The following is a 13,167-nucleotide window of genomic DNA, read 5'->3' as shown; positions in this document are numbered from 1 at the left end:
AAATCAGTTGAAGACGATCAGCCAGCACAGCAGCGAAAGCAGCACGATCAAGGCCGGCCAGACGAGCAAAGGCAGAGCGGGAGGCATGCCGCTGCGCACGCGCGACAGTGCAGCGCGCAGAACGCAGGTCAGCAGAACGCCTGCGAGGATGCAGAAAATCCAGTCTGGAAAGTAAGCACCGCTAACGGGAATGGATGGGGCTTTCGAGCAGCCGGCCACGCTTGCCAGAAGCGCGATGGACAAAAGAAGTGGCTTTCTCATCTTGGGCGGATGGGGTAGAGGGTCCATCGCGCTGGCCGTGGCGCGACGGACCGGGAGTGACCTGATTGTGGAGCGCGAGCGCGTGCGGCGTAGCGGGATGGATCGCATCGCTACGCCCAGGCTCCCAATCTCGAACGCTTAGAAGCGATGGCGAATACCGGCGGACACGACGGCCTGAGCGCGGCTCGTCGACGGCGTATCGGTACCGTTGATTTGCGCCATGTTGGTGCCGTTCTGGTTGTTGGCGCCGATCTGGAAGACGCTTTCCGCGTAGAGGTCGGTACGCTTGGACAGCGAGTAATCGGCCAGCAACCCGAACTGGTTCCAGTGCGCGGAAAGGTTGTTCGAGGTGCCGCTAGCCGGCGTGTTGCGCAGGCCTTGCGTGTACGTGTAAGCCGCGCCCACGTAGAACGCCGGCGTGAAGTTGTAGCGGCCGTTGACTTCGATGTTGTTGTACTTGACCGAAGCGTCTGCGAGGTTGTCCTGGAAGCGGCTCTGCGTGAACACGAGGCCAACGAGTGCCGGGCCGAAGTCATAGCTCGCGCCCAGGCCCCAGGTGCGCTGGTTCTGGATGCCCGGCAGGTTGGCGGTGGTGAACGTAGGCAGGTTCTGGACTGCGCCGTTGCCGTTGCCGGAATTCAGGCCTTGCAGTTGCAAATAGGCCGCGCCCACGCGCAGACCGCCGTTGGTGTAGCCCGCGCCCACGCTGTAGGCGCGGTTGTCGGCGAAACCGCCTGCACGGTTCGAGAAGCCATAGAGCGCGTTGGCCGAGAACCCGGCGTAATTGGCGCTCTGATACTTGATTGCGTTGCTGATGCTGAACGACGCGTTGAGGTTGTCGTTGTCGCCCGGGTGCGCGAAGTAGGTGCCGCCAAACGTGCCGGTTGCCGACATCGGCGCGATGTAGTCGACCATCGAGTCGTACTGGCGGCCGAGCGTGAGCGTGCCGTAGTCGCTCGACAGACCCACGAAAGCCTGGCGATTGAAGAGCGCGCTGCTCGCGGAACTGCCGTTCGTGACGTTGAAGCCGCTTTCGAGGTTGAAGACCGTTTTCAGGCCGCCGCCCAGATCTTCGACGCCGCGCAGGCCCCAGCGGCTTTGCTGCAGATTGCCGCTGGTCATGCCGAACATCGCCTTGCCGCCGGTGAGGCTGCCAGTTGGCGAGACCGGCGAATTGCGGTTCCCTTCGTTGCTCACATAGGTCAGACCGGCATCGACAAGGCCATACAGCGTCACGCTGCTCTGGGCGTGCGCGGCGCTCGCAAGGGTGGTCGTAGCCGCTGCAAAGACGAGAGTTTTCTTGTTCATCGATAGTTGTCCTGATTGAAGGGTGGAAATATCACAAGCAAATGTTGTGAAAAATCTGACCTGGTTGCGCTGGCGGAAAAACAGGAGAGGCAGTCGGAATTCGACTATAGATGGTCAAGTAGATTTATATAAATAAGATTAATCTGTCGGCCGGATTTTACCTTTATTTGAGATGACAACTTATGTCGATCATGTGTTAAATGAAAACGCTTTTGTTAAATTGATGTAGTTAAATCAATGACTTAATTTTTCTTTGTGAAATGGAGTGTCATTGAGTCGTATGCATATTGTCTTGTTTTGACTCATGGCGATAATTATGCGGTGTCTATATCGACAAGAAGGGGTTCTTGTCGGGATAGGCGCTCGCATTAATTCTGTCGGATAAGCGTGCGCTGGATTTAACCGAACTTGATCGATGCTAAAAAATAGTGTGATCGCGCAGGGGTTTTATTGCGTGCGCCCTATACAAAGACCTTTTGCGATGTGCGTTCATCCAGACAAACGGGGCGTGCGTTTCGTGCGCTTGAATCCGGCGCGCATAGACAGCGCCGGATCAGGGAAGCATAGCGTGCTCTAGAGACGAATCAGCACGGCGCCGCAGGTCACAAGCGCGCATGCGACCATGCGGCGCGCGGTCAGTTGTTCCTTCATGAAGAGCCAGCCGATCAGCACTGCAAAAATCGACGACATTTCGCGCAGTGCGGACACCATCGCGATCGGCAGATAGCGGAACGCTTCGATAACGAGGCAATAGGCGATCAGCGCGAGCACGCCCGCGAGCATGCCGCGCGCTGCGTTGGCCTTCGATACGAACATCTGCGTCACGCCGCCGCGCAGTGTGCAGACGACGATGAACTGCGGCACGTTCCAGAGCAGATAGACCCACATGATGTAACTGAGCGGATTGCCCGCGACGCGCGCGCCCAGTCCATCGACCAGCGAATAGACCGCGATAAAGAGACCCGTGAGCAGCGCCCACGGCACGCTCTCGCCGGAGAAGCGCATGCCGCGCCGCAACGCCAGCGACATGATGCCGAGCGACACGAGTACGACACCGGCAGCGGCGGTCGCATGCAGTTTTTCGTGCGCGAACACGAACGCACCTGCGGAAATCAGCAACGGAGACAGGCCGCGCGCGATCGGGTAGATCAGGCCGAAATCGCCGCTGCGATAGGCGCGGATCAGCGTGAAGCAATAGGCGAATTCCAGCAGCGCAGACGCGCCGATATACGGCCATGCCCCGGCCGCCGGTAACGGCAGCACGCACACGGCGGCAGCGCTCACCAGCAGATAGGGGATCGAGAACATGCCGAGCAGCCAGACGCGGTCGCCCGAGAGGTGGAGGAAGGCATTCCAGCTCGCGTGCATGAGTGCAGAGAGCAGAACCAGCAGAACGACGAAGCTTGCCATTGAGCGTTAGCGAAAGAACGAAAGAGCAAAAAGCGGCGCGCAAGGCTGGCGTCCGCAAAGGGTATGTTGACTTGATCGATTATTTTAGCGAACGCCATTGCGCTGCCAGAAATGCGACGAGGCGCGAACCGCTTGAACGATGCGGTTCGCGCCTGCCAAGAGATGCGATGGAAAGCGGCGTGCGTCAGGTCACGCGGGCACGCAGGCGGGCGGAAATCAGATCGATTGCGGTCACGACAGCGATCACCATGATCAACACCGCGCAGGTCTGCGCGTAGTCGAACGAGCGGATCTCCTCGTACAGCACGACGCCGATGCCACCCGCGCCCACCATCCCCACGACCATCGCGGAGCGCACGTTCGATTCGAAGCGATAGAGCGCGTAGGAGATCCACAGCGGCATGACTTGCGGCAGCACGCCGTAGATGATTTCGTCGAGCGGCGTGGCGCCGGTTGCGCGCACGCCTTCGGCGGGACGCGGATCGATGGCTTCGACGGCTTCGGCAAAGAGCTTGGCGAGCACGCCAGTCGTGTGGACCCACAACGCCAGCACGCCCGCGAACGGACCGAGTCCCACCGCGACGATAAACAGCATCGCGAACACCATTTCGTTGATCGCGCGGCATGCGTCCATCAAACGGCGCACCGGATGCAGCACCCAGCGCGGCGCGAGATTGTGCGCGGACATCAGCCCGAACGGCACCGCGCAGACGATCGCCAGCACCGTGCCCCATAGCGCGACGGCCACCGTGACCCACATTTCGTGGACGTACGTGCGCCATTCGGTGAAGTCGGGCGGGAAGAAGTCGCGCGCGAACGTGCCCATATTCGACGAATCGGCGATCAGGTCTAGCGGGCGCATGTCCGCGCCCTGCCACGCCGCGCCGAGCAACATGAACACGATCGCCCAGAGCACGAGAGAGGACCAGCTACGTTTGCTTTTTCCCGCTGCCATCGCCGCTGCGGCTGCCTGCGATTGCGCTGTTTTCGTCGAAGAAGCCTCGAAGTCCATCGTGCTCATTACGGCTTGGCCGCAGCGTTGAGCGCGCCGATCTTCGCGTCGATGGCCGCGATCTGGCTCTTGCGGTCGTCGTCGGAGAGATGTGTGTCGGCGGTGATTTTCTCTTTCTGCTGGTTGAGCGCGATCTGGCGGATCGGTAGCAGTTGTGCGTCGGTAGCGGGCGCGAAACCGGCGTAACCGGTGATCGCGGCCATCACGGCCTTTTCGTGCGGATCGGTCCTCGCGTAGTGATAGAAGAAGTCGCGCAGCTTCTGTTTGGTGGCTTCGGGCAGGTCCTTGCGCCACACGAGCGGATCGGACGGAATCAGCGGCGAGGTCCAGAGCACGCGCACCTGGGCGAAACGCTCAGGATGCTTCTTTTCCAGCGACGAAAGCTCGATGGTGTTATTCGTAGCGATATCGACCTTGTTATTGACCACCGCGAGCAGATTGGCTTCATGGCTCGACGGCAGAACGGTCTTGAAAGTCGTGGCGCTCACGCTCAGGCCGTGTTGCGCGAACAGATAATAGCCGGGAATCAGCGTACCGGAAGTCGAATTCGGATCGCCCCAGCCGAGCGTGAGGTCTTTAGGATTCTTGAATACATCGTCGAGCGTTTTGACGCGGCTGTTGACGTTGGTGATGAGCACCGATTTGTAGCCCGCGTCGCCGTTGGCGTAGAGCACCTTGGCGAAGATCTCGCCATTCGAGCGGTCGACGGCTTCCATCGCCGAGGCATTGCCGAAATAGCCGATCTGTACCTTGTTAAAGCGCATGCCTTCGATGATGCCCGAGTAATCGGTGGCGAAGAAAGCATGGATGTTCAGGCCCGTCTGACGGTTCATATCGTCGATGAACGGTTGCCAGCGCTGTTTGAGTACCGCCGACGAATCGGTCGAAATGATGCCGAAATTCAGGTCTTCCGCGTGGGCAGTCGAAGCGCCGAGCGAGGCGAACGCAACGGCGCCGGTGGCGCACCAGGAAAGCATGGAACGGAGCAGTTTCATGTGAGAGTCGATCCGGTTCGTGAGAAGGTAAACGTTTGCGTGTTATGGACAACGAATGATCGTGTTCACGCAGCGTTCGGCTGTGCGCCAAAGTGCTGCATGGCTGCGCGATCTGCATCGGTTTCGAGCAGTTCGCGCGCAGCGCTGCCGTAAAGCTGTTGCAAAAGCACAGGCGTGAGCGCCGCGGACGGCCCGTCGTACACCACGCGGCCATCGCGCAGCGCGACGGTGCGCGGGCAATACTGCATGGCGATATCGACCTGATGCAGCGAGACCACCACGGTCAGGCCATGATTGCGATTGAGCATGCGCAGCATGTCCATCACGCGGCGCGACGATTCCGGATCGAGCGAGGCGATGGGTTCATCGGCGAGAATCAGGCGTGCGCGTTGCACGAGTGCGCGGGCAAGCGCGGCGCGCTGCTGCTGGCCGCCCGAAAGGTTCGCGGCGCGCTCGCCAGCCTTGTCGCTGATGCCGACTTCCGCCAGCGCCGCAGCGGACAGATCGCGTTCGGCGCGCGGAAAACGGCCGGTCAGACGGCGCCACAGCGGCAGCCGCGCGAGAGCGCCGATCAGCACATTGGTCTCCACCGTCAGGCGATGCACGAGATTGAACTGCTGGAAGACGAAGCCGATGTCGCGACGAATGCGGCGCACCTCGCGCACGATGCGGCCGTTCTGCTGGATCGGCCGGCCCAATATTTCGATCTGCGAAGGTTGCGGGTCGGAGGCTACAAAGCCTGCGATATGGCGCAACAAGGTGGATTTTCCCGAACCCGATGCGCCGATCAGCGCAACCATTTCGCCGCTGCCCACGCGCAGATTGATTTCGTCGAGCGCCTTGCGGCCGCAGGCAGATGCGCCCCCGTTAAAGGTCTTCGAGAGGCGTTCGATAAGTATCGCGTCCATCGTGGCTTCCATTCCGATTCGTCATATGAGTCGGGCGCTGTGCCGCGAGTCACGGTTGAGTCGGTGCCATTCTAGGAAGCGACTGTGACGGTTGAGTGAAGCTGTCGCGACGTCTAGACGACTACACAATCTGTGATGCGTTCGCGGCCGTTCTGGCGCAGATCGGATGTGCGGGGCGATGTCGTTGTTGTGACATCTTTCCTTTCGCGCGCGTGACATCTGTGTGACGCCGCACACGTGTCACGCTCAATGCACGACGAAGCGGATATATTGTGGGACTGACGCGCAACAAAACACTCACGAACCGCGCCGCCATGCAGGCATTGAGCTTAGGAAACATTTGTATATTCGATGGGAGACGAGGCCCTCCGAGATTGAGAGTTTGCTTGTCGAGCCCGAGTAGAAGCCGTCGCCCGCAGTGGTGCTTAGCAACGGCATCAACCGCTCTGCGGGGGAGCTTGCATACAACCACCGTCAGTCTTTCGAATTGGCTCTGCCTTGATCGCGGCTATCGAGTCAAAACGGCAGTTACGCATGAGCCGAACGACGATCAAAGTGCGCGGCTGGCGGCCGACCCATCAATATGCAGCGTGAAGCCGTGATCAACCGGCGACCCGATGCACGACTTGAGATTGATGCGAGGAGCTTCAGCGCCCGTGGTGCAAGGATCGCTTTCATAGGATTCACGAGCGGCGTGCGTTCGCGCGCGATGCTTTTGTAGGTACATGCGCTGCATGGGCGACGGCGTGCGATAGAGACGCATATGTGCATGGATTCCAAGACTTTTCTGTGCGTCAGCATCGAGTCGAGACGAGATGGTGATAAGGCCGTCATCATCGAAGGTAATAAGCCCGGCTTCAAATAGCGCGTCCAAGTTAGCGGTTAGTAGAAGGCCGTTTTCAAGGTCCAGGCGCGCAGCTGGCGTGTCAGCGCAGTCGACCCAGCGATGAATATGCGCAGCGCGCAGCACCGTGCGAGTGGCGACTCCGGTCACAGCACATCGCCCGTGAAGCTGCAGTAACGCCGCACGAAATCGACCTTGACCTATGCGGGCGGTAATTTCGCGCCTAGTTTCTGTGCTTATATCGTCGCGTTGTGCAAGAGAGTCTAGTTCTAGATCGATCGGATCGGGCAAACAGCGAAGCGTCGCGCCAGCGAGCGAGACTGCGTGAAGGTCGTTTTCGCTGGGCGCTGCACCGGGCGGCAAGGATAAGACAGCAGTAGCTGGAAGTGTCTGCTCATGCCACGCGATCTGCAGAGGCTCTTCGCTGCGTTCGTCCATCAGCGCCACCGCTGCGGTAGCCGCAGCATCCATGAGTTCGCGAGCGTACTTCCGTGGGTCGACGAGAACGGGTGATAATGAGTCGGGTTCCTTTCCCGGACGATGACGCTCGAGTTGGGGACGAGCGTTTAAGCCTGCGAGTTTGTGGAACAAAAAATCGAAGTTTTTTTCAGCGCGGATCGGTAGGATCGTGGCGCCAGGGGGGCCAAAGCCTACGGCCTGAAGCTCGTCGAGTGAGCAGTTGAAGTTGACGTTCCAGTCCACCCTGATCTGGAAATACGTTTCGGCGGGATCGCGGAATAGCTCTCGGCATTGACCGCGATACGAAATTTGATCCCACCGTTCAAGCGCCACACCGACTGCGATGAATCCCCGCCTATTGCTGCTCTCGTAGGCAAAAAGCATATCGCCGGTTTTGATCTCGGACATAAAGCGCGCGACGTCAGTCCGATTTTTGGGCGTTGGTGTAAGAAAGCCGCAGCCGCGCTTTATCCAGACGTTGAAGGGATCTCCTGTCGGGTCTTGCGGATGATTTTTATGATAGCTGTCGCGATCCGTGTTGATGGCAAAGTACTGTGGGCGAGAGGGCGTGGCCATGTGTCGGTCGGTGATCGATGCTCCGCGGCGGAGCCGATTGCAGGTCGGTGCGGATATTGTCGGCGATTGCCAACAGTGTGTCCAACATCTGCTCCTGCCTGACTATACCGCTCAGAAAGCCCTAAGACTGCGCGAATTTTGTTCGACCCCGCATTGATATAGATTTTGTTCTGTCTATGCGGGGACGTTACCGTTTAGCCTTGACGTGCTAACCAAACTTCGAGCTGACCCGCTGGCGCTGGCAAACCTATGTACTTGGCAAACGCATTGGGATACACCGTTCTTAGTAACTCGACAGCGGCATCCGCATCGGCTTTGTCTGCGGCATTGAAATAGCGAACTTGAGGCGTCGTTGGCATTTTGGCACTTTGGATTCGTTCAATATCCTTCGCGACGGTAAATTTTCCGGATAGAAGCTGCTTTACCTTATCACCGTTGGATGGCGAATCGTTTCGGTCAATCTGGATATAGACCAATCCCTTCTGCTGTGGATCAATAGACGTCGCTGTAGGATTCACGAGTACCGTCGACAGTGAAATCTGCGACGGAGTTGTGCCCACAGTGGGAGCGGGAATGAAGACTACTGATGTGATTTGAAGGAAGCTTGCTGGGGCGGAATCATTCACCGTTAAGGTCTGAGTTCCATCATCGAATTTCGCGTCAAAATTTGCGATTTTTGTGATATCAGCTTTAGCTTCAATACTCTTCTGAGCTTTGGTCGAAAAAACTCTTTTTGCTTGAACGTACCCTCGCACGATCAATAAGTTTTGACCACTAATCTTGGTTCGACAGGCCGGCTGGGAAAGTAGATTGCTCAGTTGAGCGTAGCTCAATTGCTGAATTTTGGCATCTGCTAGACCCAGAGAGACTGACGAGTTATCCGCGATGCTTATGCCAGCCGATGCGAGAGGGCCGATCGCTTGGCTCAGACCTGCATCAAGTGCCACGCCGCGCGTGAGCGTATATGTCACGTTTAGATTATCTGCATTGTAAAGTGGAGGTTGGTTGATCGAGCATTCATCAAAGATCTCCACTGTACGTCCATACGGTAAAAGTGTGCCGATGGGATACGCACCGCCTGGTGTCGGAGAAATGACAAAATTTTTCGAATCTGAGGTTCCGCTTAGTTTTTCTGCGACTACAGATTCAAATTTGTCAAAGTTTGAGAACTCTGGAGGTGTTTCAGTTGCCGATGTCTTGCACGAAGACGGATTAAAGGCGCAACACGAGCAAAGCAAAATAGTAGACGCGCTAAGCGAAAGCAGATTTCGCATGATGCGCTCATTTAATATATTCACGGCAGCTCCTTATCATTGTTAACAAACGACGAACTAACCGATCAACATGATTCTTGGTCGAGCCATGTTCATTGTGTCTGAGAAGCTAGTCTGCGGAAATATAGTGACAAAAAAATACTTTGCGTGATATGTTTGATTTCACATTGTTTGTGTGTGTTTCAACACAAACTATAGTTTTTTTTGTGATTTTTGCATGGGCTTAATTTGAGGTCGTTATCTTATTGGGGAAATAAGTAAATATTAAATTATTTTTGACGCCAGTTTGGAATCGTTAGGCGTATCGCATGCACCATACGTACGCGCATTCCATGCAAATTGAATTAATTTGCAATCGAGTATGCCCAGCCGTTGAGATCATTTTTTCACTGATCATTGGAAAGCTCTGTGAGCGTCGAAGGCGGCCCGAGCATTGAGTTGTTCGCAGATAAACGACGAACATAAATTCGCTAACTAACGTCAAGTTAAGCACCGGCTGTGCGATCTTTACTTTGCAATCCGGTCGTCATTTAGCTTTGAAGTTTGTCAACGTCAGGTGTGAACACACTAGCCACATCGCTTTTGGCGGCAGGTGCGGCTACGCTCTCGAGATCTGATCGTGGGCCTTAGGGAGCGCTCCAGTTTCGCCTTTTCCGAAATCGCACTGCTCGGTGGCCCGCAAACCAAGAGTTTTGAAACTTTCGATCGAAGTCAAATCATCTACACTTTCGGATGATGCACCTTGGTGAGGAGCTCATATGCCAGAACGTGATTCAAATCCACGAGAATCTTATAATCTTACTGTATATTTTACTTGTGCATTCGCCGTGCTTTTTGCCGTTGCAATCACATGGCTATGTATCGCCGGTCAAAGTCCGTCTCAATTAATACTCAATGCTCTTTCTGCGATTCTTGGGTCGTTGATTGGATGGGCGCTTGGAATGTATGCCGTTCCATATGACGCAGTAGATAAAAGTAGATTGACGAGCATTGGAAAAACGGTGTCTGCGTTTTTCACCGGTTATGCATTCAGCAAAGTTGATAGATTTCTTGAGCTTTCCTTGTTTGAAAAAAATGGAAGTGGAATGGAGATTTTGGTTAGCGACGGAACTTGGTTTAGAATTGGAATTTTTTTCTGTTCTCTTCTTCTTGCCTTTTTGACGATATTCTCTAATCGAGCATATTTTGATATAAAGTCAAAAAGTCGGGTCGAGGCTTTTTCATCGACGCCACGTTTACGAAGACAACGGCTGCGAGGTGGACGAGCGGTATCTAAAGGAGAGCGGTGATACCACAGTACGACTGAAGCAACATATCCAGTAGACGCAGCAGGACGGCCATAGGCTGATGAACTGGCTTGTGAGGATTGCAAGAAACCTACACAAAGGGTTTCATAAAATTCTCCACCCGTTGCACGAACCGATTCGAGCCTTCGCAGACAAGAAGGAGCGCATCGCGCGGTACAGTCAATGAGCTGTTCTTGTTGTGTGGCGGAATGGTGTCGTTCGTTTCGTGTCTGGTGAAGTGCACGGGGCAGCCGTACCTGTGCCGTGCCCAAAATGAGGGATGGGTCCTTCTAGCGTCAGGCCGGGACAATGTCGCACGGATCCTCTTGGAATTCCTTTGGACCAAGATTTCGCTGATCGGCGGCGTACCGATGCCGTTCGGCACTGATCTAAATCATGAGGACCTTAAGGAACTCCTCGTGGGGCGAGGCGAATCCATAAACGGAAAGGGTGTCTTCAAGCTTAGTGAGCGCGATTTTTCAGAGAAAGACCTCGTGCGCCCTGGGGGCGCTTTTTGGGAGCCGAGACAGCTCTCAGCAGCAGCCGTTGACATGGCCAAGGCCCTTACTTTGCAACCGCGCCCCTTAAAGCTGGATCTCTCCCTCTCAGAATTTCTTCGCAAGAAACATGGAGTAGTTCTTGACGATGCGGTCGCGGAGCTCGTCGGCACTCACGCCTACTGTAGGACCGACACGGAACTTCGCCCTATCGGACACGACACCTTGCTCGTCATACGCGAAGACGGTACTGGCTATGCGGACCTGAACACGGTTCGTCTGAGTGCTTGGTGCGGCGATCAGGGGTTTGAGTTCGCCCAGGTGGACGCTTCTTCGGGAGACTTTGAGTGACCGACATTGGCTACCGTCACATGCCCTTGTAGAGCTCATTTCGACATCGTGCACTTACGGGCAAGCGCAAGACTCGTTCTTGCGCTTGGCACCGTGAGCCATCCAGTCAATAGTGCCGTGTAAGGCAGCAAGACGTGTTCGACCGCCCTTGATCAAGGCGAAGCCGTAGGGTCAGTGGGCGCTCACTGAGGCGAAGGGGAGCCAGTGTGCTAATCCTGCCCGACTCCGTTCGGCAGGTCACCGACAATCAGTAATTGGCGCCACATCATTGTGCGCGCAACGGCAACAAACATAAGGCAGACTGCGTGCGTGCCCACGCCGGGTAAGGCTTTCAGCCCATCCTCCCGTACATATATTGCGTTATGTATAGCTTCCTACCCGACAGCTTCGCGGAATACGAGGACCTGAAAACGCTCCTCGATGCAGGCGCACGCTGGTTCGACATCCGCAGCGCGGGCGAAGTCGAAGTGCGCGGGCGGCCGTTCTCGCTTTATGTGGCGTCGGTGGGTTCGCGCGATCCCGAAGCGCCCGCAATCGGCTTTTTCGGCGGCATACATGGGCTGGAGCGCATCGGCTCGCAACTCGTGCTCGATTACATGCGCGCATTGGTGGGCCGTCTCGCATGGGACGAACTGCTGATGCGCCAGCTCGAATCGGTGCGGCTCGTGATGATGCCCATCGTCAACCCCGGCGGCATGTGGCTCGCCACCCGCGCCAATCCCAACGGCGTCGATCTCATGCGCAACGCCCCGCAGGATGCCGACGAGCGCGTGCCTTTCCTCGCCGGCGGCCAGCGCCTGGGTTCGTGGCTGCCCTGGTATCGCGGCCGGCGCGGCGCGGCGATGGAAACCGAGGCGAGCGCGCTGCTCAGGATCGTCGACGAAGAACTGGCGCATCGGCCGCTCGCGTTTGCACTCGATTGCCACTCGGGCTACGGCTGGCGCGACAGCATCTGGTTTCCCTACGCGCGCACGCGCCAGCTCATGCGCAACCTGCCGGAAATGTACGTGCTCAAGACGATGTTCGAGCGCGCTCATCCGCACCACGGCTACGCTTTCGAGCCGCAGAGCCATCAATATCTGCTGCATGGCGATCTCTGGGATTGCGCCTACGACCGTGCGCCCGCGAACAATGTGTTTTTGCCGCTCACGCTCGAACTCGGCTCGTGGTTGTGGATCAAGAAAAATCCGCGTCAGTTGTTCTCGCGCCAGGGCATGTTCAATCCGGTGATGCAGCATCGCACCGCGCGCGTGCTGCGGCGGCACGCCAATCTGTTCGATTTCCTCACGCGCGCGGCGTTTTCGTCCGAACGCTGGTTGCCGGAGGGCGTGGCGCGGCAGCAGGTGCTGCAAAGCGCCATCGGGCATTGGTACACGCAGGCCGGCTCGTGAGCGCGCCCTGGATACTGCTGCGCGGGCTCACGCGCGAGTCGCGCCACTGGGGCGCGTTCGCGCCGCTGCTGGCCGCGCGCTGCGGCGCCGTGCTGCCGGTCGATTTGCCGGGCAACGGCACGCTCGCGCAGGCCCGGTCGCCGTCGTCCGTCGAAGCCTGTGTGGACGTCGTGCGCGCCGAGGTACAACGGCTGGGCGCGCGCGCGCCGTACAAGGTACTGGCGATGTCGTTGGGCGGCATGGTCGCTACCGCCTGGGCGTTGCGCTATCCCGACGAGATCGCGCAACTCGTGCTGATCAACACGAGCATGCGGCCCTATAGCCGCTTCTACGAGCGCCTGCGGCCCGCCGCGTGGCCCGCGTTGCTGCGCGCGGCGTGGCACTGGCAGGCGCGCGGCGAGAACACCATCGCCGAGTCTGCCATCCACGCCCGCACCTGCGCGCGCCGCGACACGCTCGCCGCCGACCTCGACATCAGAAAATGCATGCGGACACATGGAGTCGCGCATGTGAAGCGCAAGCAAGGCACGAAATTCGCGCGCGATCGGCAAGGCATTCGCAACACGATGGCAAAGTCGGCGCGCACGAATTCCGC

At 57.4% G+C, this 13,167-nt stretch carries 12 protein-coding genes; 4 read left to right on the top strand and 8 right to left on the bottom strand.

Annotated elements, in window-relative coordinates; genetic code table 11:
- Positions 1-3: 3 nt before the first annotated feature.
- The 8 genes from G3N59_RS34530 to G3N59_RS34495 form a co-directional block, all read right to left on the bottom strand.
- Positions 4-243: a YtcA family lipoprotein gene (locus G3N59_RS34530; RefSeq protein ID WP_205987341.1), complete on the bottom strand. Its 240-nt coding sequence runs from the start codon at positions 241-243 to the stop codon at positions 4-6.
- Positions 244-399: 156 nt separating this feature from the next.
- Entirely contained in the window at positions 400-1,569 is a 1,170-nt protein-coding gene (locus G3N59_RS34525; RefSeq protein WP_205987339.1) for a porin, read from the bottom strand.
- A 573-nt stretch (positions 1,570-2,142) separates the two neighbouring features.
- Positions 2,143-2,979 (bottom strand): EamA family transporter, encoded by an 837-nt coding sequence (locus G3N59_RS34520; protein ID WP_205987337.1) that lies wholly within the window; start codon positions 2,977-2,979, stop codon positions 2,143-2,145.
- Positions 2,980-3,163: 184 nt separating this feature from the next.
- Positions 3,164-3,934, bottom strand: coding sequence for a phosphonate ABC transporter, permease protein PhnE (gene phnE, locus G3N59_RS34515; protein ID WP_241024781.1), 771 nt, complete (start codon positions 3,932-3,934; stop codon positions 3,164-3,166).
- Positions 3,935-3,999: 65 nt separating this feature from the next.
- Positions 4,000-4,986 (bottom strand): phosphonate ABC transporter substrate-binding protein, encoded by a 987-nt coding sequence (phnD, locus tag G3N59_RS34510; RefSeq protein ID WP_205987333.1) that lies wholly within the window; start codon positions 4,984-4,986, stop codon positions 4,000-4,002.
- Between the two features lie 65 nt (positions 4,987-5,051).
- Positions 5,052-5,906 carry a phosphonate ABC transporter ATP-binding protein gene (gene phnC / locus G3N59_RS34505; protein ID WP_205987327.1) on the bottom strand — a complete coding sequence of 285 codons (855 nt, stop codon included), beginning with the start codon at positions 5,904-5,906 and terminating at the stop codon, positions 5,052-5,054.
- Between the two features lie 538 nt (positions 5,907-6,444).
- A complete protein-coding gene (locus G3N59_RS34500; protein ID WP_205987326.1) occupies positions 6,445-7,773 on the bottom strand; it encodes an HNH endonuclease in 1,329 nt (442 codons plus the stop codon).
- A 194-nt stretch (positions 7,774-7,967) separates the two neighbouring features.
- Positions 7,968-9,071 (bottom strand): hypothetical protein, encoded by a 1,104-nt coding sequence (locus G3N59_RS34495; protein ID WP_205987323.1) that lies wholly within the window; start codon positions 9,069-9,071, stop codon positions 7,968-7,970.
- Positions 9,072-9,805: 734 nt separating this feature from the next.
- Between G3N59_RS34495 and G3N59_RS34490 the strand changes: the two genes are divergently transcribed.
- The 4 genes from G3N59_RS34490 to G3N59_RS34475 form a co-directional block, all read left to right on the top strand.
- Positions 9,806-10,336 (top strand): hypothetical protein, encoded by a 531-nt coding sequence (locus G3N59_RS34490; protein ID WP_205987322.1) that lies wholly within the window; start codon positions 9,806-9,808, stop codon positions 10,334-10,336.
- A 323-nt stretch (positions 10,337-10,659) separates the two neighbouring features.
- A complete protein-coding gene (locus G3N59_RS34485) occupies positions 10,660-11,181 on the top strand; it encodes a hypothetical protein (protein WP_205987321.1) in 522 nt (173 codons plus the stop codon).
- A 362-nt stretch (positions 11,182-11,543) separates the two neighbouring features.
- Entirely contained in the window at positions 11,544-12,572 is a 1,029-nt protein-coding gene (locus tag G3N59_RS34480) for a M14 family zinc carboxypeptidase (RefSeq protein WP_205987318.1), read from the top strand.
- Positions 12,569-13,167, top strand: a 599-nt coding sequence (locus G3N59_RS34475; RefSeq protein ID WP_205987316.1) for an alpha/beta hydrolase, incomplete at its 3' end; no start/stop codon positions are given. The genes G3N59_RS34480 and G3N59_RS34475, both read left to right, overlap by 4 nt.

Source organism: Paraburkholderia sp. Ac-20340 (assembly GCF_017104965.1).
Classification (GTDB): Bacteria; Pseudomonadota; Gammaproteobacteria; order Burkholderiales; family Burkholderiaceae; genus Paraburkholderia.
This window is presented reverse-complemented; position numbering and strand designations above follow the sequence as displayed.